Origin of the sequence: Mesorhizobium sp. B4-1-4 (assembly GCF_006439395.2) — a bacterium.
GTDB lineage: Bacteria > Pseudomonadota > Alphaproteobacteria > Rhizobiales > Rhizobiaceae > Mesorhizobium.
The window spans coordinates 4,205,001-4,231,379 of the sequence record NZ_CP083950.1 but is presented as its reverse complement, the minus strand read 5'-3'; the positions used below and the strand labels follow the sequence as shown (position 1 = coordinate 4,231,379).

Sequence of the window (26,379 nt, the reverse complement as noted above, 5' to 3'; positions counted from 1 at the left end):
TTGTTTATTGGGCGGCCGCTATGCCTTTCAGGAGATAGCGGACCACCGTGCGTATCGTTGCCTCGGGCTCGTCGAGCCGGTTGGTCAGGAGATGCCGCCATGCATAGGAAGCCAGCAGGTCGGCGACCATGGCCGGATCGATGTCGCCCGCGACCTCACCTCTTGCCTTGGCGCGCTCGATGATCTGACCGGTGTGGGCGCGGCGCCCGCCGGCATAGCCGGCAAGGGCCGCGGCCGCGGCTTCATCCGACTGCGCCTCCGCGATCAGCGACCTGAACACGCTGCCCGACGATGTCTCGCGCCAGTGGAAGAACAGATTCTGCAGGAAGCCGACGAGATCCTCTTCCAGATTTCCGGTATCGGGAACGTCGACGCGCTTCTGGCGCTGGTAAACTTCGAGCAGCAGCGCGGCCTTGCTTGGCCACCAGCGATAGATGGTCGGTTTGCCGGCGCGGGCGCGCCTCGCCACCGCCTCGATCGAGAAGCCGGCATAGCCGGCTTCGACAAGCACTGCCTCGGCGGCCTCCAGAATGGCATCCGCACTGTCAGGATTGCGCCGCGCACCGATCGATTTGCGCGCCGTATCCGTCTCCTCGGCCATTCCTGTCGTCCTCGTTTCAATTTCCCGGCAATGATAAGTGATCCGGCGACGAAACGAAACGACCCGTTTTTTAGCGTGAGAGCGCGTCCGTGATCAGGACGCCGGTCCTCACATCGTCTGCGATGTCTCCGGCAGGATGCGCCATCCCTCGTCGGTCTTGAACGGAGCGGGTTTTCCGCCCCGCAGGCGTGGCGAAAACGCCCTTGCGCCGGCGCGCTGTATCGGGCAAACCGGCCTTCCCCTTGCGATTTTCCCGCCCGAGGTTGCCATGTCCACCACGATTTCACCGCTCGCGCCGAAGAAATATCCCAAGATGCCTGTCGTCGAAGGGGTGCGCATCGCCACCGCCGAAGCGGGGATAAAGTACAAGAACCGCACCGATCTGCTGGCGATGGTCTTCGACGCGGGCACCACGGTCGCCGGCGTGTTCACGAAGTCGAAATGCCCCTCGGCGCCGGTCGATTTCTGCCGGCAGAACCTTGGCGCCGGCAAGGCCCGGGTGCTGGTCGTCAATTCCGGCAATGCCAACGCCTTCACCGGCAAGAAAGGCCGCGAATCCACCGCGCTGACCGGCGAGGCGGCGGCCAAGGCGGCCGGCTGCACGGCGGGCGAGGTTTTCCTGGCCTCGACCGGTGTTATCGGCGAGCCGCTCGACACAACCAAGTTCAGTCATCTGCTCGCCGGGCTGGTCAGCGACGGCAAGCCGGACCTGTGGACCGAGGCGGCAAAGGCCATCATGACCACGGACACCTATCCGAAGGTGGCGACGCAGACCGTCAAGCTCGGCGACACCGACGTCACCATCAACGGCATTTCCAAGGGGGCCGGCATGATCGCGCCTGACATGGCGACGATGCTTTCCTTCATCGCGACCGACGCGCCGATCGCCGCACCGGTGCTGCAGGATCTGTTGTCGCGTGGCACGGCCAAGACATTCAATGCGGTGACCGTCGACAGCGATACGTCGACCAGCGACACGCTGCTGCTCTTTGCCACCGGCAAGGCCGCGAAGCGCGGCGCGCCTGAGATCACCGACCCTAGGGATGCCCGGCTCGGCGCGTTCCGTCGGGCGCTCGGCAAGGTGCTGAAGTCGCTGGCGCTGCAGGTGGTGCGCGACGGCGAGGGCGCGCGCAAGCAGGTCGAAGTCACCGTCACCGGCGCGAAATCGGCCCGATCGGCCAAGCGGATCGCGCTGTCGATCGCCAATTCGCCGCTGGTCAAGACCGCCGTTGCCGGCGAGGATGCCAATTGGGGCCGCGTCGTCATGGCCGTCGGCAAGGCCGGCGAGCCCGCCGATCGCGACCGGCTGTCGATCTGGTTCGGCGACAACCGGCTGGCCCATGAGGGCGAGCGCGACCCGGCCTATTCGGAAGAAAAGACCTCGGCCTACATGAAGCGCGCCGATATCCGCATCCGCGCCGACATCGGCATCGGCCGCGGCAAGGCGACGGTGTGGACCTGCGATCTCACCAAGGAATATGTCGCCATCAACGGCGACTACCGGAGCTGATCGCCTTGGTCTCGCGCCATCCGGCAAGCATGCTCGCAACCGTGCGCCGCTACGAAGCGGCCGGCTTTCGCGCGTGGCCGGCGGCCGCCGTCCACTATGACGGCACCTGGGTGGTGCGGCTGACCGCCGGCCACCCGGCCAAGCGGCTGAATTCGGTCAATCCGCTCGATCCCGGCGACACCCAGCACATCGCAGACCGCATCGGCCGCGCCAGCCGCCGCTTCGATGCCTATGGCCGGCCGCTGACGTTCCGCATGTCGCCACTGTCGGGTCCCGATCTGGCCAGCCATCTCGACAAGGAGGGCTGGAGCCGGTTCGACGAATCGCTGGTCATGCGGCTGTCGCTGGCTGATGCCCATCTCGACGCCGCCATGGATCAGATTCCGCTCAAGGACATCAGCCGCTTCATCGGCGCGTCGCTCAAGGTCAGCGGCTCCGACGTTTCGCTGCGGCCTGGCCTGTCGGAGATCATCGGCGCCATCCAGCCGGAGGCCGGGCTGTTCGCCCTCGAGGATGACGCGGAGCCGCTGGCGACGTTGATCTGCGTGCATGATGGCGATCTCGCCGGACTGTTCGAGGTCGCCACCGACAAGTCGGCGCGCAACAAGGGGCACGGCCGCAACCTGATTCTGTCGGCGCTGAAATGGGCACGGCTGCGCGGCGCGCGGGAAGCGTGGCTGCAGGTCGAGGCGGGCAATGCGCCGGCGCTGGCGCTCTACCGCTCGCTCGGCTTCGAGGAAGTCTATCGCTATCACTACCGCCGGCCGCCCGGCCATGAATGATCTGGTCGATCCCGGCAAGCGCCTGCTCCTGGTTGCTGCCTGTGCTCTGGTCGACACCGACGGTCGCGTGCTTTTGGCGCAGCGGCCGCAAGGCAAGCAGCTTGCCGGCCTGTGGGAGTTTCCCGGCGGCAAGGTCGAGCCCGGCGAGACGCCGGAACAATGCATCATCCGCGAACTGCATGAGGAGATCGGCATCGAGACCGAGATCCCGTGTCTGGCGCCGCTCACCTTCGCCAGCCATTCCTATGACGACTTCCATCTCCTGATGCCGCTGTTTGTCTGCCGCCGCTTCCGCGGCATCGCCCAGCCCAGGGAAGGGCAGGCACTGAAATGGGTGCGGCCAAAGCAGATGCGCGACTACCCGATGCCGCCGGCCGACGCGCCGCTGATTCCGTTCCTCATCGATCTCCTCTGAGGATCGGTGAACTGATCGGTACCACGGTCCATGTCAGCCAGCGTTAATGGAAGATTTATCTCATCATGAAAAATTGATGCATGGCCGTATTTGTCGCGGTCGCCGCCGAATCGCAGGGAGCGATAGCATGAGCCTGGACAGGGATTGGGATTCGATCCGGCCCGACCGCGGCTTCCGTGCCGCCGATGCCGGGATGGGCATCTTGCGCGTCACGTTGCTGTTCGGATCGGCCGCGGTGGCGCTGGCGCTGATCGCGACGCCTTTCCTCGACAGTCAGACGCGCTCGCAGTCGGCTCGCGACGGTTTTCCCGGTCTCGACATGACGGCCACCGGTTCGATCAGCCATCGCAGCACCTATACGGTGCGCCGCAGCGTGCTGCAGCCGGAGCCCGGTTCGGTCTGCATCATCGGGTCGGACGGCAAGACCAGCGGCGACTGTTGAGATGGTTAAGACATTTTCACGGGAGCGGCTGTTTCACCGCCTGTTAAGCCTTTGCTATTAACCTTTCTTAACAGATCGGCGGTAAGGTCCTGGCAACGGGGATCGAGGCCATGAAAACAGTGCTGCTGCGTTTTCTGAAGGACGACACCGGCGCCACCGCCGTCGAATACGCCCTGATCGTCACCGTGCTGTCCCTGACCATCATCGGCGGCATCGGCCAGGTCTTCAACTCGATTACCTGGCTGTTCAGCGACAACACCAGCCGGCTTGCGAACGCCTTCGCGCCTTGACCCTGGCTGTCCGCGCGGCGGACAGATCAATGCCCTTCAGGTCCTTCCAGCACAGCCTTCAGCGAGACCTTGGCTGAACCAGGCTTCAGCGGTTTTTGCTGTGACGCATCGGGTGCCCAGCCGGACATCCAGACCATCGAGAAACTTGCCCGGATCCGACCGTCGGGGTCGGAAAAACGCTCGGCGTAGATTTCCGCGGCGCGGGCAAACAGCCTGCGAAGCCCCGGTCGCCGGCTGCGATCGGCCAGTGCGCTGGTTTCGCCCATGGCGCGCAGATCGGCCATCAGGGCAAACAGGTTGGCATAGCGCACCGTCACCGTCTCGACGTCGGCGACCGGCAGGGCGAGACCGGCGCGCTGCAGCAGCGCACCGGCGTCGCGCACATCGGTGAACGGGATGACGCGCGGGCTGGCACCGCCGTAAAGCTCGGTCTCGGCCGCAAGCAGGCTTTCGCGCAGCTCGCCGAGCGTACCTGCACCGGCAAAGGCACCGAGGAAAAGCCCATCCGGCCGCAGCGCGCGGCGGATCTGGATCAGCATGCCGGGGATATCGTTCATCGCCTGCAAGGACAGAAGCGACACGGCCAGATCGAGACTTTGCGGTTCGAACGGCACGGTCTCCAGGGGTGCGATCAAGCCGGCGCTGCCGATGAGGAAGGCGGCGTCTGTCTCGACGCGGACGATGTCCCCAACCTTGCCGCTCACGGCCAGAACGTCGGCTGCCGCCTGCGTCTGGCAAAACAGCACCGCCGCCTTGCCGAACCGGCGTTCGACCGCACCCAACCGGTCGGCAAGGTCCTCGGCGGCACGGTTCATCAGGAAATCGGCGCCGTCGACAGGATGAGCAAGCGCGCGCCGCTTGTGCGCCAGCCATAGTGAGGTATCCATTATAGGCTGCAAGGGGCGGATCCTTGTTTGTCCCTGCCCTGATATGGTTGGGCACTGATCTAGTTGGTATAATGGCATGCAGGTGGCCGATCCGATGTCCAAGATCAAGTCCATCGACATCAGGAGCCTGGCCCGATCGGCTCTCGGTTGGCCGTCGCGCATCCTGTTTCCGCCTGTCTGCGCCGGCTGTCGCCGGCATGTCTCGCAGCCCGGCGTACTGTGCGGCGCCTGCTGGCCGAAGCTCAGGCTGCTGGAACGACCCTGGTGCCCGGTGATGGGTACGCCATTCATCCACCATATGGGCGAGGGCTTTCTGTCGGCCGAGGCGATCGCCGATCCACCGCCCTTCGAGCGAGCACGGGCGGCCGTCGCCTATTCGGGCGTGGCTCGTCAGATGGTGCAAGGGCTGAAATACCAGGACCGTACCGATCTCGCGCCCTGGATGGCGCGCTGGATGGTGCGCGCGGGCGCCGATCTCATTGCCGAGGCCGATGTGGTGGTTCCGGTGCCGCTACACTGGCGGCGCTTTTTCAGGCGGCGTTTCAACCAGTCGGCGGAATTGGGGCGCGCGGTTTGCGAACTCAGCGGGCTGTCCTTCGCGCCCTCGGCCATGCGGCGCGTGAAACTCACCCGCCAGCAGGTCGGGCTGGAGCGACAGGAACGCGAGGAGAATGTGCGGGCCGCGTTTCATGTGCCGGCGGAAGCGGAAATCGAGATTGCCGGCCGCAGGGTGCTTCTAATCGATGATGTCTACACCACGGGCGCCACGGTGCGTGCCGCCACCAAGGCGCTGAAAAGAGGAGGTGCGGCCGCCGTCGACGTGCTGACGTTTGCCCGCGTGTTGCCGGGGGACTTCCGGGCGGACGAGTCCGTGACTATATAAGTCGGCAACAGAGAACGGAAACGTCATGGCCGATGTCACCATCTACACCCGCATGATGTGCGGCTATTGCACGGCAGCCAAGCGGCTGCTGGAGCGCAAGGGTGTCGCCTATACCGAGCATGACGCCTCGTTTTCGCCGGAACTGCGCCAAGAGATGATTTCGCGTGCTCATGGGCGTACGACCTTTCCGCAGATTTTCATCGGCGACAGGCATGTCGGCGGCTGCGACGACCTCCATGATCTGGAGGCCGAAGGCCGGCTGGACAAACTGCTCGCTAACGGCACGACGATTTGAGGGTATGATCATGGATGTTTTCAAGGCCGCGGCGATCCAGATGCGCTCAGGCGAAAGTCCAGAGCGCAATGCGATCGATCTCGAACGGTTGGTGCGTGAAGCGGCGGCGCAAGGTGCCACCTACATCCAGACACCTGAAATGACCGGGGCGCTGATCCGCGACAAGGAAGCGCGTGCCGCCTCGTTTACCTCCGAGGACAAAGACATCGTCGTTGCGACCGCGCGCGGACTGGCGCGCGAACTCGGCGTCTGCCTGCATATCGGCTCGACCGCCATCCTGCGCGCCGACGGCAAGCTCGCCAACCGGGCGCTGTTGTTTGGCCCGGACGGCACCACGCTTGCCACCTATGACAAGATCCACATGTTCGACGTCGATCTCGACAATGGCGAGAGCTGGCGCGAATCCGCCGCCTATGAACCAGGCACCGAGGCCGTCGTGACCGAGATCGCGGGCGCGAAGCTTGGCTTCGCGGTCTGCTACGATCTGCGGTTCCCGCAGCTGTTCCGTGCCGAGGCGATGGCGGGCGCCGACCTTTTGACCGTGCCCGCGGCCTTTACCCGTCAGACGGGCGAGGCACACTGGCACGTGCTGCTGAGGGCCCGCGCCATCGAGAATGGCGCCTATGTCGTCGCCGCCGCGCAAGGCGGCCTGCATGAGGACGGCCGCGAGACCTACGGTCATTCATTGATCGTCGATCCGTGGGGCCGTATCATCGCCGAAGCCGCGCATGACGAGCCGGCGGTAATCATTGCCGAGATCGATCCGGCGCAGTCGCTTGCGGCGCGCAAGAAGATTCCGAACCTCAGAAATGCGCGGGATTTCACCATCAACGCCGGCACGGTGGAGGCGCCGCGTCTCAGGGGTGCCGCCTCTTGATCCGCTTTTCCCTCATCTGCGAAAACGAGCACGAGTTCGAGGGCTGGTTTCGCGGCAATGACGATTTCGATACGCAGAAGAAGCGCGGTTTTGTCGATTGTCCCAGCTGCGGCTCGCACAAGGTGCAGAAGGCCCTGATGGCGCCCGCCGTCTCGACCGCCCGCAAGCAGGAAACCATTGCGCTGGCCATGGGCGAGGCGCAGAAGCAGGCCATGGCGCAACTGAAGGCGATGGCCGAGAAGGTGCGCGAGAATGCCGACTATGTCGGCGACAAGTTCGCCGAGGAAGCGCGAAAAATCCACTTTGGCGAGACGGACCCGCGCGGCATCTATGGTGAAGCGACGCTGGAAGAGGCCAAGAGCCTGGCCGAGGACGGCGTCGATTTCATGCCGATCCCGGTATTTCCGGACGATCGCAACTGAATGATCAACTCACGTTGCCGATCAGCTTCTCGAGCAGGCTCGAAAGCGTCTCCTGCTCGGCCTTCGTCAGGCCCGAAAGAATCTCGTGTTCATTGGCCACATGGGCGGTGACAGCCTCGTCGATCAGCGCGAGACCTTTTTCAGTCAATTGAACAACAACCCCGCGCCGGTCGCTGGGGTGCGGCGCGCGCTGGATCAGTCCGGCCTTCTCCAGCCGGTCGAGCCGGGCGGTCATGGCACCGGAGGTCACCATCGTCGCCTCATAGAGTTCGGTTGGGGTCAGCGTATAAGGCTGGCCGGAGCGGCGCAGCGTCGCGAGCACATCAAATTCCCCCGATTGGAGTCCGAAGCGGGCAAAAACCGGCGCAAGGCGGTCACGCGCGATCAGCGAGGACGCCTCGTTCAGCCGGCCGATCACACCCATCGGCGACACGTCGAGATCCGGCCGTTCCCGCCGCCACTGTTCGATGGCCTTCGCTGCTCTATCCATATATCTCACCATCAAATATCTTGACACTAAGAATCTTTTCATTATCTTATCGCAAGATATCCCGGCGGCCAAGCGCTGCCATCAACGACGGGACCGTCCGATGAAATTTCTCTGGGATTCGGCGCTCGGCCTGCTGGTGGTCACCGGCGGCCTGCTTGGCCTGACATTGCCCTTCGGCAAGCTCGCCACGGCGGCCGGCGTGCCGGCCATGGTCTGGGCCTTCATCATTTCGCTCGGCGCCGGCGGCGTGCTTTTGTGCGCATTGCTGCTCAGCAGGCAAAAGATCCGGCTGACGGCGCACAAGCTGCGCTATTTCTTCGTCACTGCGGCGGTGTCCTACGCGTTTCCCAATCTCCTGATGTTTTCAGCCCTCCCGCATCTCGGCGCCGGCTATACGGGCATCATGTTCACGCTTTCGCCCGTCGTCACGCTGGTGTTCTCGATCCTGCTCGGTGTCCGGCGCCCCAATATGCTCGGCATATCAGGCATTGCCGTCGGCTTCATCGGTGCGGTGATGGTGGCTCTTACGCGCGGCGAGGCCGGCCAGCCGGCCGACTATTTCTGGGTGGCCGTCGGGCTGCTCATTCCGATCAGCCTCGCCGCCGGCAACATCTACCGCACCGTCGACTGGCCGGAAGGCACCGGCCCGATCGAGCTTGCCGTCGGCAGCCATCTGGCGTCGGCGACGCTATTGCTCGCCGGCATTCTCGCTCTGTTCGGCTTCAGGGCTTTCGCCCCGCTCGGCGGTGTGCCGCTGGTGGTCGTCGCGCAAGTCGCATCCGCATCGGCGATGTTCGCCTTCTTCTTCCGGCTACAGGCCGTCGGCGGCCCGGTCTATCTCAGCCAGATCGGCTATGTGGCGGCCGCGGTCGGGCTGTTTGCCGGCACGGTCTTCCTTGGCGAGCACTACCAGCTGCTGACCTGGGCCGGCGCCGTCATCATCACCGCCGGCGTGTTCATCACCACCAGGGCGCAGAGCCAGACCAGCATGAGAGCGCAGGGCCAGGCCGCCTAAACGTCTTCACCCTTGCCGCCATACTGGCGAGGCGGCTCCCGTCCGCTCGATGCCGAATCGAGAGACAGGATCAGACCGATCCCTTTTCCGCCAGCACCATGTAGTTGACGTCCATGTCCTTCGATCGCGACCAGCGGTCGGCAAGCGGGTTGTAGGTGACGCCGGTGCGGTCGATGACAGTCAGGCCGGCGCCGCCAAGCGCCTTTTCCAGTTCTTCCGGGCGCACCAGCTTGCCGAATTGGTGGGTGCCGCGTGGCAGCCAGCGCAGCACGTACTCAGCGCCGATGATGGCCAGCCCCAGCGCCTTCAGCGTACGGTTGATGGTGGCCACGAACATGATGCCGCCGGGCCGGACCATCTGCCCGCATTTGGCGACGAACAGGTCGATGTCGGCGACATGCTCAACCACTTCCATGTTCAGGATGACGTCGAATGTCTCGCCGGCGTCGGCGAGGTCCTCGGCCGTCGTGGCGCGATAGTCGACGCTCACATTGCCTTCGGCGGCATGCAGTTTTGCCACTTCGATGTTCGTTTCCGAGGCATCCGCTCCCACCACTTCGGCGCCAAGCCGCGCCATCGGCTCGCACAAAAGGCCGCCGCCGCAGCCGATGTCGAGGATGCGCAGGCCTTCGAACGGCCGTGCCGCGCGCGGGTCACGGCCGAAGCGCGCCGCGATCTGGTCGCGGATATAGGACAGCCGGACCGGATTGAATTTGTGCAGCGGACGAAACTTGCCGTTCGGGTTCCACCATTCGGCGGCAAGGGCGGAAAAGCGTTCCACTTCTCCGGCATCGATCGTCGATCGTCGGGGCTCTGGCATCGGTTGGTCTCCTCGACACTACAGCGCCGCGCGTCCTTCGGATGCGCAAAGGACGCTGTAGCACTTTGATTCTGCGCATGATCCTTTTCCGAAACCGAAGTCGATTTCGGGGTCATGCGCTAGGAAGTCGGGCGTGAGGCCTCGAATGTCAAGGCAACATTTTCTCCCTGCTTCAGGGCCCGCCTACTTCGTGTCCAGCACGTCGCGCAGCTTCGCGGCCAGTTGCTCGATGGTGAACGGCTTGGCCAGGAAATGCACGTCATGGTCGAGCACACCGTTGTGGACGACGGCATTCCTGGTGAAGCCGGTGGTGAAGATGACTTTCAGCCCGGGCTGTTGCGCGACCGCTTCCTCGGCAAGCTTGCGACCGTTCATCACCGGCATGACGATATCCGTGAAAAGCAGGGCGATGCCAGGCGTCGCGGCCAGCTTCTGAAGAGCCTCCGGGCCGCTTCCGGCCTGGATGACAGTGTAGCCGAGTTCGCGCATGGTGTCCGTTGTGGCGGCTCGCACGCGGGCGTCATCCTCGACCACGAGGATTGTCTCGGTGACCTTGGAGACGCTCTTGCCACGCTCAGCGGGCGCGGCCGGCTCCTCGGGGCCGAAGAACCGTGGCAGGTAGATCTTGATCGTCGTGCCTTCGCCCGGTTCGGAGTAGATATTGACGTGGCCGCCTGACTGTTTGACGAAGCCGAACACCTGGCTCAGCCCCAGTCCCGTGCCTTTGTTGACTGGCTTGGTGGTGAAGAAGGGTTCGAAGGCCTTGGCAATGACCTCCGGTGACATGCCGGCACCGGTGTCGGTCACCGCGATCATCACATATTGGCCCGGAGCGACTTCGGCATGCGTCGAGGCATAGGCCTCGTCGAGGTAGCTGTTGGCGGTCTCTATGGTCAACTTGCCGTCATTATCCATGGCATCGCGGGCGTTGACGGCCAGGTTGAGGATCGCGTTCTCGATCTGGCTGGGATCGGCGTGAGTTTTCCACAGGCCACCCGCCAGCACCGTTTCGATGCGTATGCCCTCGCCCAGAGCCCGGCGCAGGAGGTCGGACATGCCAGTCACCAGCCGGTTGGTATCGACGACCTGCGGCGCCAGCGGCTGCAGACGGGAGAAGGCAAGCAGCCGCGAGGTCAAGTTGGCGGCGCGGCTGGCCGCATCCGTCGCGGCCTCGATGAATTTCTCGATGTCGTTCTCGCCTCGCTTCAGCTTGCGCTGGGCAAGGTTCATGGCACTGAGGATCACCGCCAGCATGTTGTTGAAATCATGGGCGATGCCGCCGGTCAGCTGCCCCACGGCCTCCATCTTCTGCATCTGGCGTATTTGGGATTCGGCCTTTTCACGCGTCTGGATCTCGTTGCCAAGTTCGATGTTCTTGCGCATGAGCTCTTCCTGAGCGGTGGCGACCTCGCGGAAGCGGCGGCGGGATTCGCGAATGGTGTAGGCGCCGAGCAGGAAGATCGCGGTGAGCGCCGCCAGCGAACCGATGCGCAGCCACGCCTCGACCCGGTCCGTGTGCTCGTCGCGCGCAGCGATGTCGGCGGCGTCGATGCGCCGGATCATATCCATGTTGGTCCGGATTTCGTCCATGGCGGACTTGCCCTGGCCGCTGCGGAACCTTTGCAGCGCTCCGGCCGCGTCGCCCTTGTCGTACAGGGCGATGGTTTCGGCCAGTTCAGCCTGCTGTCGCGAAAGCGCGTCCTTGATATGACTGATCTGCTGGACGAAAGGGCTGTCCGAAGCCGCCATGGCGTCGATGCGGGAGAGCTGCCCCGGAATTGCATCGACCGCCTTCCGGTAGGGTTCGAGATAGGCTCTCTCGCCGGTCAAGAGATAGCCGCGCCGACCGCTCTCGGCGTCCTGCGCCAGCGAAAGCAGGCCGGAGAGCAATTGCTGATACTCAATTGTGGCGCGCGCGGCGGCACGATTGGCCCTCTGGCTTTCGACGAGCATGGCGCGGGAGCCGACGATCAGCGCCAGCACCGCGAAACCGGTGACAATCGGAAACGTTTGCCATCGCATGGCACGTCGAAGACGAGCAATCATCTGTTCTGCCGAACCAAAAGGAATTCCCGCGGGCAGCATTTGGTAAGCGGCGGCAGCCTGCAAGGCAATATGCCGTCTTCTTGAAGCCGGCAATCCGCGTCCAGCCTTGCGAAACCGAAAGCATTTGGCTAAGGAGGCCGCGCATTCAGCGGCCGGCGCAGCCGGACGTGTCTTTCCGCTTTTCGGGATTCCGCTTTCTGAGTTGGGGTCCGGCTTCAGTCAAAGGCAATTCGCTTCCATGGCGCGCATCGTGATGAAATTCGGCGGAACCTCCGTCGCCGACATCGCCCGCATCCGCAATGTGGCGCGTCACGTCAAACGCGAGGTCGACGCCGGCCATGAGGTGGCGGTGGTGGTTTCGGCAATGGCCGGCAAGACCAATGAACTTGTCGCCTGGACGCGCGAGGCCTCGCCGATGCACGACGCACGCGAATACGATGCCGTTGTCGCTTCCGGCGAGCAGGTCACCGCCGGACTTTTGGCGATCACGCTGCAGAACATGGGCATCCATGCGCGGTCCTGGCAGGGCTGGCAGATCCCGATCAAAACCGACAACGCGCATGGCGCGGCGCGCATCCTCGACATCGACGGCGCGTTCTTGGTCAAGCGTTTCGGCGAGGGCCAGGTTGCTGTCATCGCCGGTTTCCAGGGTATCGGGCCGGACAACCGCATCGCCACGCTTGGCCGCGGCGGTTCCGATACCAGTGCAGTGGCCATAGCCGCGGCGGTCAAGGCCGATCGCTGCGACATCTACACCGATGTCGACGGGGTCTACACCACCGATCCGCGCATCGAGCCCAAGGCGCGGCGGCTGGGCAAGATATCGTTCGAGGAAATGCTCGAAATGGCCTCGCTCGGCGCCAAGGTGCTGCAGGTGCGTTCGGTCGAACTTGCCATGGTGCACAGGGTGCGTACCTTCGTGCGGTCGTCCTTCGACGATCCCGACGCGCCCGGAATGGGGGATTTGCTCAATCCTCCGGGAACGCTCATTTGCGACGAGGAAGAGATCGTGGAACAGCAGGTCGTCACCGGAATTGCCTACGCTAAGGACGAGGCCCAGATTTCGCTGCGCCGCGTCGGCGACCGCCCCGGCGTTGCCGCCGGCATCTTCGGGCCGCTGGCCGAGGCCAACATCAATGTCGACATGATCGTCCAGAACATTTCCGAGGACGGCAAGTTCACCGACATGACTTTCACGGTGCCGTCCGGAGACGTCGACAAGGCGCTTGCCGTGCTCGATCGGATGAAAGCCGAGGTCGGCTACGATGTCGTGCAGTCGGAAGCCGGCATGTCGAAGGTGTCGGTCATCGGCATCGGCATGAGGAGCCACGCCGGCGTCGCGGCCACCGCCTTCAAGGCGCTGGCGGACAAGGCGATCAACATTCGCGCCATCACCACCTCCGAGATCAAGATTTCGATACTGATCGACGGTCCGTACACGGAACTTGCTGTTCGCACTTTGCATTCCGTCTACGGTCTGGATAAGCAGTTGTAAGACTGAATCAGTTGTTGCGCGCGTGCCGGCAGCGGCGGAAACTGCGCCGGCAAGTGTTTCATTGGAGAAGAAGCCGCGATGCGTGAGACGGCCGTTGGCCCGCGCGTTCTGCTGAAACGGCTCCGCGAGCTCATGCAAGAGCCGCTGGAGCCGCAGGAGCGGCTTGACCGGATCGTGCGCGATATCGCCTCCAACATGGTCGCCGAAGTGTGCTCGCTCTATGTGCTGCGCGCCGATTCGGTGCTCGAGCTCTATGCCACCGAAGGTCTGAACCCCAACGCCGTCCACCTGGCGCAACTGAGGCTAGGGCAGGGCCTGGTTGGCACGATCGCCGCCAGCGCGCGGCCGCTCAACCTTTCCAACGCGCAGGAGCACCCGGCCTTCGCCTACCTGCCGGAGACCGGGGAAGAGATCTACAACTCCTTCCTTGGTGTGCCGGTGCTGCGGGCAGGGCGCACGCTGGGCGTCCTGGTTGTCCAGAACAAGACCATGCGCCACTACCGCGACGACGAGGTCGAGGCGCTGGAAACGACCGCCATGGTGATCGCCGAGATGATCGCCACCGGTGATCTGGCGCGGCTGACCCGGCCAGGTCTCGAACTCGACCTGCGCCGCCCGGTGAGCTTCACCGGCCTGTCCTTCAACGATGGCGTCGGGCTTGGCCATGTCGTGCTGCACGAGCCGCGCATCGTCGTCACCAACCTGTTCAACGAGGACAGCGAGGAAGAGGTCCGGCGGCTGGAAAGCTCGCTCGGCTCGCTGCGGCTCTCCATCGACGACATGCTGGAGCGCCGCGACGTCGCTTTCGAGGGCGAGCATCGCCAGGTGCTGGAAGCCTACCGCATGTTCGCCAACGACCGTGGCTGGGTGCGGCGCCTGGAAGAGGCGATCCGCAACGGCCTGACGGCGGAAGCGGCGGTGGAAAAGGTGCAGAGCGACATGCGCGCCCGCATGCTGCACATGACCGATCCCTATCTGCGCGAGCGGATGAGCGATTTCGACGATCTCGCCAACCGGCTGCTGCGGCAGCTGATGGGACGCGGGCCGGAGGATGTCGCGGCATCGCTGCCGAAGGATGCCATCATCGTCGCGCGCTCCATGGGCGCCGCCGAACTGCTCGACTATCCCCGGGACAAATTGCGTGGACTGGTGCTCGAGGATGGCGCGGCCACCAGCCACGTCGTCATCGTCGCGCGCGCCATGGGCATTCCGGTCGCCGGCCAGATGAAGGGCGCCGTTTCCATGGCGGAAAACGGCGATGCCATCATCGTGGACGGCGAGGAAGGCGCGATCCATCTGCGGCCGCAGTCCGATCTCGAGGCAGCCTATGCCGAAAAGGTGCGGTTCAGGGCACGCCGGCAGGAAGTCTACCGCGAGCTGCGCAAGAAGCCGTCGATGACCAGGGATGGCGTCCAGGTCGACCTGCTGATGAATGCCGGGCTTGCCGTCGACCTGCCGCAGCTGGCCGAGGCGGGCGCGGCCGGCATCGGCCTGTTCCGCACCGAATTGCAGTTCATGGTCGCCTCGACCTTTCCGCGCGCCGAAGCGCAGGAGAAACTCTATCGCGACGTGCTCGAGGCCGCGCGCGGCAAGCCGGTAACTTTCCGCACCATCGATATCGGCGGCGACAAGGTGCTGCCCTACTTCAAGGGCACCATCCAGGAAGAGAACCCGGCGCTCGGCTGGCGGGCGATTAGGCTGACGCTCGACCGTCCGGGTCTGCTTAGGACCCAGATCCGCGCCCTGCTCAAGGCCAGCGGTGGGCGTGAACTCAAGCTGATGCTGCCGATGGTGACCGAGCTTGGCGAGATCGCCCAGGCGCGCGAGATCATCGACCGCGAGGTGCGGCATCTCTCGCGCTTCGCCCACCACCTCCCGACCAGCCTCAAGCTGGGCGCCATGCTGGAAGTGCCGTCGCTCCTGTTCCAGCTCGACGAATTGATGAAAGCCGTCGACTTCGTCTCGGTCGGTTCGAACGATCTGTTCCAGTTCGTCATGGCGGTCGACCGTGGCAACACGCAACTGGCGAACCGCTTCGATACGCTGTCGGCGCCGTTCCTGCGTGTGCTCAAGCAGATCGCCGACGCCGGCGCTCGCAACCACACGCCCGTGACGCTGTGCGGCGAACTCGCCGGCAAGCCGATCTCGGCAATGGCGCTGATCGGCCTCGGGTTCCGCTCGATCTCGATGTCGCCGGCCTCGATCGGCCCGGTCAAAGCCATGTTGACGGAACTGCCCTTGGACGAGCTGAAAGCCTTCTTCGACGATAATCTGATGGCGCCGGCGCAGGGGCTGCCAATGCGGGCGTTGCTGCAGGCCTTTGCCGACGACCGCTCCATTCCGCTGTAGCATTTGTCATGATCAACCTGCCCCGCGACCGCATGGATCAAGTCGTCAAGCGTTTCGAGATGCTCGAAGCGCAGATGTCGGCCGGCCCGGCGCCGGATGCCTATGTGAAGATGGCGTCGGAATATGCCGAGCTTCAGGACATGGTGGCCAAGGTTCGGGCGCTGCGCTCGGCCGAGCACGAGCAGGCCGACCTCGAAGCGATGCTCGCCGACAAAGGCACCGACGCCGAGATGCGGGCTCTCGCCGAAGCCGACCTGCCCGGCGTCGAGGAGCGTATCGAAGGACTGCAGAAGGACATCCAGATCCTGCTCCTGCCCAAGGATGCCGCCGACGACAAGAACGCGATCCTTGAAATTCGCGCCGGCACCGGCGGTGACGAGGCGGCACTCTTCGCGGGCGACCTGTTTCGCATGTATGAGCGCTATGCCGCCGAACGCGGCTGGCGGTTCGAAACAGTGTCGGCCAGCGACGGCGATGCCGGCGGTTTCAAGGAAATCATCGCCACCGTGTCCGGCAAGGGCGTGTTTGCCCATCTGAAGTTCGAATCCGGTGTGCATCGCGTGCAGCGCGTGCCGGCAACCGAGGCTGGCGGCCGCATCCACACTTCGGCCGCCACCGTTGCCGTGCTGCCGGAAGCGGAAGAGGTCGACATCGAGATCCGCGCCGAGGACATCCGTATCGACACGATGCGAGCCTCGGGTTCCGGCGGGCAGCACGTCAACACCACCGATTCGGCGGTCCGCATCACGCATTTGCCGACTGGCATCATGGTGGTGCAGGCGGAGAAGTCGCAGCACCAGAACCGGGCGAAGGCCATGCAGATCCTGCGGGCCAGGCTCTATGATTTGGAGCGCGGCAAGGCTGACGAGGAGCGTTCCGAATCGCGCAAGTCGCAGGTCGGCTCCGGTGATCGCTCCGAGCGCATCCGCACCTACAATTTTCCGCAAGGCCGCGTCACCGACCACCGCATCAATCTGACGCTCTACAAGCTCGACCGGGTGATGATGGGCGAACTCGATGAAATCGTCGACGCACTGATCGCCGATCACCAGTCAAAGCTGCTGGCCGATATAGGCCTCGATGGCTGACCCTCTGCCCGAGGCACTGGGGCCGCTGCTGCGGGAGGCGCGGGCCAGGCTTGCGGCGGCCATGATCGACGATCCGGCGCTCGATGCGCGGCTGATCGTCGAACATTATTCCGGCACGACGCGTACACAGGCCATTGCCGAACCCGGGCGCAAGGTCGACGGGGGCGCCATCGCCGAAATCGAGGCCGCGCTGAAACGGCGAACCGGTGGCGAACCGGTGCATCGCATCCTCGGCTATCGTGAATTCTACGGTCTGCGCCTATCGCTATCGTCGGAAACGCTGGAGCCGCGGCCGGACACCGAGACGCTGGTGGAGGCGGTGCTGCCCTTCGTCAAGGCAACGGCCGCACGGGAGGGCACATGCCGCATCCTCGACCTCGGCACCGGGACGGGCGCGATCGCCCTGGCGCTGCTGAGCACGGTGCCGGCCGCGACCGCCATCGGCGTCGACATTTCCGCAGGCGCGCTGGCGACAGCGACCCGCAATGCCGGGCAATTGGGGCTCGGCGGCCGGTTCACGGCACTGCAGTCGGACTGGTTCGAAAAAGTTTCCGGCCGATACCATGTAATTGCCGCAAACCCTCCCTATATACGGTCGGAGGATATTGGAAATCTGCAGAACGAAGTTCGCGATTTCGATCCGCGCCTGGCACTTGACGGCGGTGCGGATGGGCTTACCCCCTACAGGATCATCGCCGCCGAGGCGGCAAGATTTCTGGAAGCCGAAGGCGTGATAGCGGTCGAGATCGGCCACACGCAACGCAACGAGGTCAACGACATGTTTAGCGTAGCCGGCTATGCCGCCGGTGAGGTGTTCGGCGATCTCGGCGGAAACGACAGGGTTCTTGTCTTTCAACGGGGAAAGCCTTGACGCAGTGCGAAAAAACCGCTTGGCAATGCCGGGGAATGCGGCTAGGGTCGCCTCAACCGGATGAGACGAAGCAGGCAGTGCTCTTAGCGATTCGGTTTCCTTGGAAATAGCTGCCTTCTTGCGCAAACGACGCCCAAGCTTCGTGCGGGAATCGTCCGGCAAGTGATGTAACCGGAACAGGATGGCACGTGGCGCCAACGCAATCGATGCGGGCGAACGCCGGTGAAGAAACGAAACGGCTGGCTGCATGAGCGCCTCCGTTCGTAACGAGTTTTCGAAAATTTCAAGATGAAGAGAGTCGAATGAGGCCACAACAGCAGAACAGGCGCATGCGCGGTCGCAACAACAATGGCGGCGGCGGTGGCAACAACAATAACAACAACCGCAAAGGCCCGAATCCGCTGACGCGCAATTACGAGAGCAACGGCCCGGACGTGAAGATCCGTGGATCGGCTCAGCAGATCGCCGAAAAATATGCCACCCTTGCCCGTGATGCGCAAAGCTCCGGCGACCGGGTCATGGCGGAGAACTATCTCCAGCACGCCGAACACTACAATCGAATCATTGCCGCCGCGCAAGCGCAGATGCCGATCCAGAACGTCCAGCAGAACCGCGACGACTTCGACGATGATGGCGACGAGGACCGCGACGAGTTCGACAATGCGGGCAACGTCGGGGCCGGCAACAGCGGAGCAAGCAGCGGCGGCAACACCATTTCCGATCCGCAAGTTCCGGTGATCAACCATGGCGCCGGTCCGCAGCCAGTGATCGAAGGTATGCCGGCCGAGGTCGCGCTCAACCGGGAAAGCGGCCGCGACAATCGTGACAATGCTGGCCGTGACAATAGTGGACGCAACCATGGCGGCCGCCATCGCGATCGCCGCCCCAATGGCGGCTATGGCCAGAACGGCCAGCGCGATTATGCTTCGTCCGCCGAGCAAGGCGGCCAGCAGCAGCGCAACGAGGCCCCGGGACAGGCTGAGGTGCAGGCAGAGTCCGCTTCGCCGGCCGAAACCGTCGCGGCGACCGAACCGGCTCCGCTGTTCGAGAATTTTTCGCCAGCCGGTCTGGCCGCCCAGGCCGAGCTCAATGAGGCGGCGGCCGAGAGCGGCGCTGCCCGCCGCCCGCGGCGACCGCGCCGCCCGCGCGCCACTGCCGACCAGGCAGACGGCGGCGGCCGCAATGCGGATGCCGGCGAGGTGGCCGCGGCCCCTGCCGAGGGCGGCAGCGCAGAGCCCGTGATCTCAGACATCGACAACTGATCGAGCAGCACTTGAAGACGTTGAACGGCGGGGAGAAATCTCCGCCGTTTTCGTTTTTTGCGCCTGTGGAATATTATGCGTTGACCGACATCAAGGCGTCTTGAGACAGCATGGCCTATGCACCATATCTCGGCTGAACAGGATCCGGCTCGAATGGGCGGGTCCGTCACCGCAATCTGATCCGGTGCCGCAAAGCGGGTCGGTGACGGAAGGAGACAGATATGAATCTTGAGAAATACTCCGAGCGCGTGCGCGGCTTTATCCAGTCCGCGCAAACCATGGCGCTCTCCCGCAATCACCAGCAATTCACCCCCGAACACATCTTGAAGGTACTCGTCGACGATGATGAGGGCCTAGCCGCATCGCTGATCGAGCGCGCCGGCGGCAATGTCCGCGACGTCAAGCTCGGTGTCGAGGCGGCACTTGAGGCGATGCCGAAGGTGGAAGGCGGTAATGGCCAGCTCTATCTGGCGCAGCCTCTGGCCAAGGTGTTCTCGACCGCCGAGGAACTGGCCAAGAAGGCCGGCGACAGCTTCGTCACCGTCGAGCGGCTGCTGCAGGCGCTTGCCATGGAAAAATCGGCCAAATCAGCCGAAATCCTGGCCAAGGCCGGCGTCACCGCGCAGGCGCTGAACCAGGTCATCAACGATCTCCGCAAGGGCCGCACCGCCGATTCGGCGAGCGCCGAGCAGGGCTATGATGCGCTGAAGAAATACGCGCGTGACCTCACAGCCGATGCCCGTGCCGGCAAGCTCGATCCGGTCATCGGCCGTGATGACGAAATCCGCCGCACCATTCAGGTGCTGTCGCGCCGCACCAAGAACAATCCGGTGCTGATCGGCGAGCCCGGCGTCGGCAAGACGGCCATCGCCGAAGGCCTGGCGCTGCGCATCGTCAATGGCGACGTGCCGGAATCGCTGAAGGACAAGCAGTTGATGGCGCTCGACATGGGCGCGCTGATCGCTGGCGCCAAATATCGCGGCGAGTTCGAGGAGCGGCTGAAGGCCGTGCTCTCGGAAGTCACTTCGGCCAACGGCAGCATCATCCTGTTCATCGACGAGATGCACACGCTGGTCGGTGCCGGCAAGGCGGATGGCGCGATGGATGCGTCCAACCTCCTGAAGCCGGCCCTGGCGCGCGGTGAACTGCACTGCGTCGGCGCGACCACGCTCGATGAATACAGAAAACACGTCGAGAAGGACCCGGCGCTGGCCCGCCGTTTTCAGCCCGTCTTTGTCGACGAGCCGACGGTGGAGGACACCGTCTCGATCCTGCGCGGTCTGAAGGAAAAATACGAGCAGCACCACAAGGTGCGCATCTCCGACTCGGCGCTGGTGGCGGCGGCGACGCTGTCCAACCGCTACATCGCCGATCGTTTCCTGCCGGACAAGGCGATCGACCTGGTCGACGAGGCTGCCTCGCGGCTCAGGATGCAGGTCGATTCCAAGCCCGAGGCGCTGGACGAGATCGACCGCCGCATCATGCAGCTCAAGATCGAGCGCGAGGCGCTGAAGGTCGAGAAGGACGAGGCCTCGAAGGATCGGCTTGCCCGCCTGGAAAAGGAACTCGCCGGTCTCGAGGAGGAATCGACCGAGATTACCGCCAAATGGCAGGCCGAGAAGCAGAAGCTCGGGCTTGCCGCCGACCTGAAGAAGCAGCTCGACGAGGCGCGCAACGAACTGGCCATTGCCCAGCGCAAGGGTGAATTCCAGCGCGCAGGCGAGCTTGCCTATGGCAAGATTCCGGAACTGGAAAAGAAGCTGAAGGAGGCTGAGGCCCAGGACGGCAAGGCCGGCATGGTCGAGGAAGTGGTCACCCCCGACCACGTCGCCCATATCGTGTCGCGCTGGACCGGCATTCCCGTTGACAAGATGCTGCAAGGCGAGCGCGACAAGCTGCTGCGCATGGAAGACGAGATCGGCAAGCGCGTCGTCGGCCAGGGCGAGGCGGTGCAGGCCGTTTCCAAGGCGGTGCGGCGTGCCCGTGCCGGCCTGCAGGATCCGAATCGGCCGATCGGCTCGTTCATGTTCCTCGGACCGACGGGCGTCGGCAAGACCGAACTGACCAAAGCATTGGCCAGCTTCCTGTTCGACGATGAGAGCGCCCTGGTGCGCATCGACATGTCGGAATTCATGGAAAAGCACTCGGTCGCCCGGCTGATCGGCGCGCCTCCCGGCTATGTCGGCTATGAGGAAGGCGGCGCGCTGACCGAGGCGGTGCGGCGCCGGCCCTATCAGGTCGTGCTCTTCGACGAGATCGAGAAGGCGCACCCGGATGTGTTCAACGTGCTGCTGCAGGTGCTCGACGACGGCCGGCTGACCGATGGCCAGGGCCGCACCGTCGACTTCCGCAACACGCTGATCATCATGACGTCGAATCTCGGCGCCGAATATCTGGTCAATCTCGGCGAAGACCAGGATGTCGACGCCGTACGCGACGAGGTGATGGGCGTGGTGAGGGCGCATTTCCGGCCGGAATTCCTCAACCGCGTCGACGAGGTGATCCTGTTCCATCGGCTGCGCCGTCAGGACATGGACCGCATCGTCGAGATCCAGCTCAAACGGCTGGAGAACCTGCTTGTCGATCGCAAGATCGCGCTGTCGCTGGATCACGAGGCGATCGAGTGGCTTGCGGCCAAGGGCTACGATCCGGCCTATGGCGCCAGGCCGCTGAAGCGGGTGATGCAGAAGGAACTGCAGGACCCGCTGGCGGAGAAGATCCTGCTCGGCGAGATCCTCGATGGCTCGACGGTGAAGGTGACCGCCGGTTCCGACCGGCTGAATTTCCGCTCGAAGCCGACTGTTGTCGCGACCGAGGCGGCGGCCTGACCGATGCGTGTCGCCTAAACCGGCCTTGGTTTTGGGACAATGACATGCATTAAAAACAAAAGATCTGAAGCGCGTCGCGCTTCGGAGTGCCGCGCGCCCAGTTTGGGCGCGAGGCGTTTTTCATAGCAAGCATGGGACGCGGATGACGCTGGATGACTACAACGACTTCTGCGCCTCTCTGCCTGCCACGAACCATGTCGTGCAGTGGGGTGGCGCCCATGTCTGGAAGGTCGGGACCAAGGTCTTTGCCATTGGTGGCTGGAACGAAGGCGCGCAGCTCTTCGTCACCTTCAAATGCTCCGACATTGCCTATGACGTGCTGAAGGAACAGCCGGGCTTGCGGCCCGCGCCGTATCTTGCCTCGCGCGGCATGAAATGGATCCAGCGTCAGACAAGCCAGAGCATGGATGATGACGCGTTGCAGGACTATCTGCGCGAGAGCCACCGCCTTGTTGCGCTCAAGCTGACGAAGCAGGCGCGCAAGGAGTTGGGGCTTGGCGCAGGCTAAAGCGCGTCTCGTGAAAACGGAGTCATGCGACGCCCTTTAGGTTCTTTGTTTTGATGCATGTCGTTGTCCCAAAACCGAGGTCACTTTTGGGCGACATGCATTAGCTGATATTCCCAGAGGTGCCGGAAAACCGCCATCTTCATGCCCGGTTCATGTTGGAACCATATTGTGGATAGCTGGTTTGCTGGCGAAGGGGTTCGCCTCACAGGGACAACGCCGGGCGACGGCAATCTACGGACCGGAGAGTTTTGGCCACCATGTTCCGCACGATCTTCGTCTTTTCGGCCCTCGCAGCCGGGATGCTTTCTTGCGGCGCGCTCGCAGCGCCGACGCAAGACAATGCACCCAGGGTTAGCCGCACCGCCAGCGACGGTGGCATCCTTGTCGCCCAGGACGGCAATCTCGATATTTACTACGACGCCAGGGGTAATCGCGTCATCGTTGACGCCGATACGGGCAAGGTGATCGCCATCCAGCCGCCGCAGACGAGACTCGACCGGCGCGCGCTGCGCCGCGATACAAGACTGCGCGAGTTGGGCCGTGCCCCAGCCGACGATGACCGCTACTATCTCGACGATCCGCAAGACATGGCGCGGTTCCGCCGCAAGCAGTTGGAAGAAGAAGGCCGGGTCATCCCCCCGCCGGCGGACGAGGCCGACCCCTATGGCGACAATTCGGTTGAGGCCTATCCGCCTTCGCAGCAGGATGACGGCAGCTACGACAACACTTATCCCGAGGCGCCGCAGCCGGCAAAACCGCAGACCATCAAACGCCAGCCCCTCAATGAGGCCTCGATAGAACCGGCCCAGCCGGGCCAGCCCGAACTGCAGCCGGCCAATCCGGAAACGCAGACGTCCCTGCCGCCGGACACTGGCGGCAAGGCCACCATCGATCCGTCGCTGTCGCTCGGCGCGCGGCAGGACGTGGCGGCGCTGCAGGTGCTGCTCGACCGCGGCGGCGCTTCGCCGGGGGTGATCGACGGGCGCTTCGGCTCTAACGTCGACAAGGCCTTGGCCGCCTACAACCAGATCACCGGTAGCAATCTGAAATCGACCGACGCGGTCGGCATCCAGGCGGCCCTTGCCCAGACCGGCGGCGACGCTTTCGCTTCCTACACGATCACCCCCGAAGACGCGGCTGGCCCCTATGTAGCCTCGATCCCGGAGGACTACAGCCAGAAGGCCAAGCTCGACCGCATGGGCTACACCTCCGTCACCGAGGCACTCGCCGAGCGCTTCCACATGGATGAGACCTATCTGAAGTCGATCAACAAGGGCCTCGACTTCAATCGCCCCGGGACGATCATCAAGGTCGCCAATTTCGGCAAGCTGGTGTCAACGCCGGTCGCGCGTATCGTCGCCGACAAAGCCAAGAAGGAAGTGTACGCCTACGATGCGGACGGCAAGCTGGTCGCAGCCTATCCCGCGACCATCGGCTCGGCCGACACGCCGTCGCCCACCGGGATACACGCGGTGTCGCGTGTCGCGCTCGACCCGAACTACACCTATAACCCGAACATCAATTTCAAGCAGGGCCAGAACGACAAGATTCTCACCATTCCGCCAGGCCCCAACGGACCTGTCGGGTCGGTCTGGATCGCCTTGGACAAACCGACCTACGGCATCCACGGCACGCCGGACCCATCGAAGATCGGCAAGACCGAAAGCCATGGCTGTGTGCGCCTGACGAACTGGGACGCGCGCGAGCTCGCCAAGTTGGTGTCGCCAGGCGTCACCGTGGAATTCGTCGGGGGATCTTCAGCCGATGACTTTGCGCAGCAATGAGCCGCGCAGCGCGGCGGCATAGATCAGCTGCACCACCAGAATGAAGCCGACGCTGAGCAATGGGGTGACCAGGCAGAGTGCGGCACCGATTGCCCACAGGATCTGCGCCTTGACGATACGCAGATAGACCGTGCGCTTCGCTTCAGCGTCGACGTCTTCCGCGACAAAGCCGTTCTTCTCCGCGTAATGCCAGCTGGCGAACAGCGTGACGCCGAGCATCAACAGGTTGAGCCAGTAGACCAGCACCGCGGTCCTGAATTCGAGGAAGTCCGCCAGAAGGTCGGTCGAGAACGGCAGCAAGGCGACAAAGGCGAGAAAGCAGAGGTTCAGCGTGGCAAGCCGCCTGTCGGACTTGGCGATCAGCCCATGCTGGGCCTGCTGGCCGAACCAGAAGATCGTCAGCGTCAGGAAACTCAAGGCATAGGTCAGAAAGCGCGGCGCCAATGCCGCGATCGCAGCGAGCAGTTCATGCTCGGAATGGATCGTCTCATGCGCCGGCACCCTGATCTCGAGTACGATCAGGGTGAGCGCGATGGCGAAGACGCCGTCGGTGATGCCGACAATGCGGCCGCGTCCCTCCGCTGATGCTTCGAGTGGACGCTTCATAGATTTCTCCCCGCTTGCGGCTCTCCGGAACTTAGCATGACTGCCGCCGTTTGCATCCGGTGCGGCGCGACCCTGCCCAGTTGGCTGGGCTCAGTGACTGCGAGCCGCTGGCCGGTTGTTGCCGAAACACCGACGGTCTAAGCAATGTGTCATGCATTCACCAGATAAAGCCTCCGCAATCCCGCTGACCAATCCGGTCACGAACGGAACTTTCTGTCCGCCTTCGCTGCGGCGATACGTGCTGGTTGCGGCGATCCTGGCTTCGGCGCTCGGCTTCATCGACGGCTCGATCCTGGCCATCGCCATGCCGGCGATCCGCGTCGATCTCGGTGCCAGCCTTGCCGCGGCACAGTGGATTTCCAATGCCTATGCGTTGACGCTCTCGGCGCTGATCCTTGCCGGCGGAGCCGCCGGCGACCGGTTCGGGCTGCGCCGCGCCTTCGTGGCCGGCATTGCGCTGTTCGTCGCGGCCTCGCTTGCCTGTGCGCTGGCGCCGAACGCGATCGTGCTGATCGCGTTTCGCGCCCTCCAGGGTATTGGCGCGGCGATCATGGTGCCGGGCAGCCTCGCCATCATCGCCAAGGCCTATCCGAAAAAAGAGCGGGGCCGCGCGATCGGCATCTGGGCGGCGGCCTCCGCGCTGACCACCGCGCTCGGCCCAGTACTCGGCGGCCTGGTGCTCTCGGCTTTCGGCGGTGGCATCTGGCGGGCGATTTTCGCCGTCAACCTGCCGCTTGGCCTGATCTCGATCTATCTCCTGCTTGCCAAAATTCCGGCCGATGAGCCGACTGAGAAACGCAGCCTTGATCTGGGCGGCGGCGGGCTTGCGACACTGGCCTTCGGCGCGCTCGCCTATGGGCTGACCTCGATGAGCGCCAGCGGCGGGGGCCACATGGCGGGACCGAGCATTGCCGCCGGCGCTGTGCTGCTTGCCGTCTTCATCCTGTTCGAGCAGCGGCAACGCGAGCCGATGATCGACCTCAGCCTGTTTCGCATCGGCGCTTTCGCTGGCGCCAATGTGGCGACCTTCTTCCTCTATTTCGCGCTGTCGGCCAATCTTTTCTACCTGCCGATGCTCATGATCGCCGGCTGGGGTCTGAGCACGGCCGAAGTTGGCTTCATCTTCCTGCCGCTGTCGGCATCGATCGCGCTTCTGTCGGGACCGGTCGGGCAATTGTCGGACCGGATCGGACCGCGTTTCCCGATCGCCTGCGGCAGTCTGGTCGTGGCCTTCGCCTTCGCCGGACTTGCCTTGCTCACCCATGCCGGCATCCACCATTTCTGGACCGGAACATTTCCACTGATGGCGCTGATGGGGCTCGGCATGGCGCTGGTCGTATCGCCGCTCTCGACCGCGATCATGACGGCGGTGGAAGACAAGGACACGGGGGCCGCTTCCGGCATCAACAATGCCGTCTCGCGCATTGGCGGCCTGATCGCGGTGGCGGCGATGGGGTCGCTGGCGGCCTGGGTCTATGCCAAGGCACTGGATGGGAATGCGATTTCAAGCGTGCCTGGCTTCGGTGAACTGGCACCGGCCGGCTTGGCGCCGGCGCTCGATGCGGCAAGGCTTGCCGCCAGCGACGCAGCCTTTTCGGCTGTCTCCTCGGTGACGGCGCTGCTTTGCCTGCTTTCAGCCGCCATCGCATGGACAACGATTCCCGGCGAAGCGCTGCCGTGGTCGCGGCGCGCAGAAACCGAGCAGGACTGAAAGGCGAAGGGCTCAGCCTTCGATCTTGGCGCTGGCAACCTTCAGCGAATTGCCATCTTCCTGCTTCAAGAGATCGTCGATGCGCTCGCGCTCGCGCTTGAA

At 64.0% G+C, this 26,379-nt stretch carries 26 protein-coding genes (1 of these 26 cut by a window edge); 19 read left to right on the top strand and 7 right to left on the bottom strand.

Annotated features, from left to right (window positions below; genetic code table 11):
* Positions 1-4: 4 nt before the first annotated feature.
* Positions 5-601: a TetR/AcrR family transcriptional regulator gene (locus FJW03_RS20265; protein WP_140764330.1), complete on the bottom strand. Its 597-nt coding sequence runs from the start codon at positions 599-601 to the stop codon at positions 5-7.
* Positions 602-869: 268 nt separating this feature from the next.
* Here FJW03_RS20265 and argJ point away from each other — a divergent pair, with 268 nt between their 5' ends.
* The 5 genes from argJ to FJW03_RS20240 all read left to right on the top strand — a co-directional run bounded on the left by argJ (position 870) and on the right by FJW03_RS20240 (position 4,040).
* Entirely contained in the window at positions 870-2,111 is a 1,242-nt protein-coding gene (argJ, locus tag FJW03_RS20260) for a bifunctional glutamate N-acetyltransferase/amino-acid acetyltransferase ArgJ (protein WP_140764327.1), read from the top strand.
* Positions 2,112-2,140: 29 nt separating this feature from the next.
* Complete coding sequence (locus tag FJW03_RS20255; RefSeq protein WP_140764324.1) at positions 2,141-2,893, top strand: GNAT family N-acetyltransferase; 753 nt, start codon at positions 2,141-2,143, stop codon at positions 2,891-2,893.
* On the top strand, positions 2,886-3,308 hold the full coding sequence (locus tag FJW03_RS20250) for a (deoxy)nucleoside triphosphate pyrophosphohydrolase (RefSeq protein WP_140691797.1): 423 nt from the start codon (positions 2,886-2,888) through the stop codon (positions 3,306-3,308). The genes FJW03_RS20255 and FJW03_RS20250 overlap by 8 nt, the downstream gene beginning before the upstream one ends.
* Positions 3,309-3,435: 127 nt before the next feature.
* Positions 3,436-3,750, top strand: coding sequence for a hypothetical protein (locus FJW03_RS20245; RefSeq protein ID WP_140691799.1), 315 nt, complete (start codon positions 3,436-3,438; stop codon positions 3,748-3,750).
* Between the two features lie 110 nt (positions 3,751-3,860).
* Entirely contained in the window at positions 3,861-4,040 is a 180-nt protein-coding gene (locus FJW03_RS20240; protein ID WP_140691801.1) for a Flp family type IVb pilin, read from the top strand.
* 26 nt (positions 4,041-4,066) lie between these two features.
* On the opposite strand, the gene FJW03_RS20235 is transcribed toward FJW03_RS20240, so the two are convergent.
* Entirely contained in the window at positions 4,067-4,939 is an 873-nt protein-coding gene (locus tag FJW03_RS20235; protein ID WP_140764321.1) for a methyltransferase domain-containing protein, read from the bottom strand.
* Between the two features lie 70 nt (positions 4,940-5,009).
* On the opposite strand from FJW03_RS20235, the gene FJW03_RS20230 reads away from it, so the two are divergent.
* Genes FJW03_RS20230 through FJW03_RS20215 form a run of 4 tightly spaced genes read left to right on the top strand, consistent with a single transcriptional unit; the run spans position 5,010 to position 7,404 of the window.
* Complete coding sequence (locus FJW03_RS20230) at positions 5,010-5,810, top strand: ComF family protein (RefSeq protein WP_140764521.1); 801 nt, start codon at positions 5,010-5,012, stop codon at positions 5,808-5,810.
* A gap of 25 nt (positions 5,811-5,835) precedes the next feature.
* Complete coding sequence (gene grxC, locus FJW03_RS20225) at positions 5,836-6,105, top strand: glutaredoxin 3 (RefSeq protein ID WP_140691806.1); 270 nt, start codon at positions 5,836-5,838, stop codon at positions 6,103-6,105.
* 10 nt (positions 6,106-6,115) lie between these two features.
* Positions 6,116-6,982, top strand: a complete 867-nt coding sequence (locus FJW03_RS20220) for a carbon-nitrogen hydrolase family protein (RefSeq protein ID WP_140764318.1) — start codon at positions 6,116-6,118, stop codon at positions 6,980-6,982.
* A complete protein-coding gene (locus FJW03_RS20215) occupies positions 6,979-7,404 on the top strand; it encodes a DUF1178 family protein (protein ID WP_140764316.1) in 426 nt (141 codons plus the stop codon). The genes FJW03_RS20220 and FJW03_RS20215 overlap by 4 nt, the downstream gene beginning before the upstream one ends.
* A gap of 4 nt (positions 7,405-7,408) precedes the next feature.
* On the opposite strand, the gene FJW03_RS20210 is transcribed toward FJW03_RS20215, so the two are convergent.
* Positions 7,409-7,894: a MarR family winged helix-turn-helix transcriptional regulator gene (locus tag FJW03_RS20210; protein ID WP_140610557.1), complete on the bottom strand. Its 486-nt coding sequence runs from the start codon at positions 7,892-7,894 to the stop codon at positions 7,409-7,411.
* Positions 7,895-7,994: 100 nt separating this feature from the next.
* Here FJW03_RS20210 and FJW03_RS20205 point away from each other — a divergent pair, with 100 nt between their 5' ends.
* Positions 7,995-8,909, top strand: coding sequence for a DMT family transporter (locus tag FJW03_RS20205; protein ID WP_140764313.1), 915 nt, complete (start codon positions 7,995-7,997; stop codon positions 8,907-8,909).
* 70 nt (positions 8,910-8,979) lie between these two features.
* Here the strand turns inward: FJW03_RS20205 and ubiG are convergent, their stop codons facing one another.
* Both ubiG and FJW03_RS20195 read right to left on the bottom strand, forming a co-directional pair.
* Entirely contained in the window at positions 8,980-9,729 is a 750-nt protein-coding gene (ubiG, locus tag FJW03_RS20200; protein WP_140610559.1) for a bifunctional 2-polyprenyl-6-hydroxyphenol methylase/3-demethylubiquinol 3-O-methyltransferase UbiG, read from the bottom strand.
* Positions 9,730-9,912: 183 nt separating this feature from the next.
* On the bottom strand, positions 9,913-11,751 hold the full coding sequence (locus tag FJW03_RS20195; RefSeq protein ID WP_140764310.1) for a CHASE3 domain-containing protein: 1,839 nt from the start codon (positions 11,749-11,751) through the stop codon (positions 9,913-9,915).
* 262 nt (positions 11,752-12,013) lie between these two features.
* Between FJW03_RS20195 and FJW03_RS20190 the strand changes: the two genes are divergently transcribed.
* From FJW03_RS20190 to FJW03_RS20155, 8 genes are all read left to right on the top strand, one after another.
* Positions 12,014-13,270 (top strand): aspartate kinase, encoded by a 1,257-nt coding sequence (locus FJW03_RS20190; protein WP_140610561.1) that lies wholly within the window; start codon positions 12,014-12,016, stop codon positions 13,268-13,270.
* A 78-nt stretch (positions 13,271-13,348) separates the two neighbouring features.
* The gene (gene ptsP, locus FJW03_RS20185; protein WP_140764306.1) at positions 13,349-15,619 is read left to right on the top strand and encodes a phosphoenolpyruvate--protein phosphotransferase; all 2,271 of its coding nucleotides are present in this window, start codon (positions 13,349-13,351) and stop codon (positions 15,617-15,619) included.
* An 8-nt stretch (positions 15,620-15,627) separates the two neighbouring features.
* Positions 15,628-16,707 carry a peptide chain release factor 1 gene (prfA, locus tag FJW03_RS20180; RefSeq protein WP_140610563.1) on the top strand — a complete coding sequence of 360 codons (1,080 nt, stop codon included), beginning with the start codon at positions 15,628-15,630 and terminating at the stop codon, positions 16,705-16,707.
* Complete coding sequence (gene prmC / locus FJW03_RS20175) at positions 16,700-17,578, top strand: peptide chain release factor N(5)-glutamine methyltransferase (protein ID WP_140764303.1); 879 nt, start codon at positions 16,700-16,702, stop codon at positions 17,576-17,578. The genes prfA and prmC overlap by 8 nt, the downstream gene beginning before the upstream one ends.
* Before the next feature lie 302 nt (positions 17,579-17,880).
* Complete coding sequence (locus FJW03_RS20170) at positions 17,881-18,840, top strand: DUF4167 domain-containing protein (RefSeq protein ID WP_140691831.1); 960 nt, start codon at positions 17,881-17,883, stop codon at positions 18,838-18,840.
* Between the two features lie 221 nt (positions 18,841-19,061).
* Positions 19,062-21,668: an ATP-dependent chaperone ClpB gene (clpB, locus tag FJW03_RS20165; RefSeq protein WP_140610566.1), complete on the top strand. Its 2,607-nt coding sequence runs from the start codon at positions 19,062-19,064 to the stop codon at positions 21,666-21,668.
* A gap of 142 nt (positions 21,669-21,810) precedes the next feature.
* Positions 21,811-22,176 carry an MmcQ/YjbR family DNA-binding protein gene (locus FJW03_RS20160; protein ID WP_140610567.1) on the top strand — a complete coding sequence of 122 codons (366 nt, stop codon included), beginning with the start codon at positions 21,811-21,813 and terminating at the stop codon, positions 22,174-22,176.
* Positions 22,177-22,433: 257 nt separating this feature from the next.
* Positions 22,434-23,960, top strand: a complete 1,527-nt coding sequence (locus FJW03_RS20155) for a L,D-transpeptidase family protein (protein WP_140610568.1) — start codon at positions 22,434-22,436, stop codon at positions 23,958-23,960.
* On the opposite strand, the gene FJW03_RS20150 is transcribed toward FJW03_RS20155, so the two are convergent.
* On the bottom strand, positions 23,934-24,566 hold the full coding sequence (locus tag FJW03_RS20150; protein WP_140764301.1) for a TMEM175 family protein: 633 nt from the start codon (positions 24,564-24,566) through the stop codon (positions 23,934-23,936). The genes FJW03_RS20155 and FJW03_RS20150 overlap by 27 nt on opposite strands.
* A gap of 151 nt (positions 24,567-24,717) precedes the next feature.
* Here FJW03_RS20150 and FJW03_RS20145 point away from each other — a divergent pair, with 151 nt between their 5' ends.
* Positions 24,718-26,277 (top strand): MFS transporter, encoded by a 1,560-nt coding sequence (locus tag FJW03_RS20145; protein ID WP_140764299.1) that lies wholly within the window; start codon positions 24,718-24,720, stop codon positions 26,275-26,277.
* Positions 26,278-26,289: 12 nt separating this feature from the next.
* On the opposite strand, the gene FJW03_RS20140 is transcribed toward FJW03_RS20145, so the two are convergent.
* A protein-coding gene (locus tag FJW03_RS20140) for a M23 family metallopeptidase (protein WP_181168870.1) crosses the window boundary here: on the bottom strand, positions 26,290-26,379 show its 3' portion. The gene runs 1,881 nt beyond the window's last position; the window shows 90 of its 1,971 coding nt (coding positions 1,882-1,971); its start codon lies off the right edge, out of view; its stop codon occupies positions 26,290-26,292.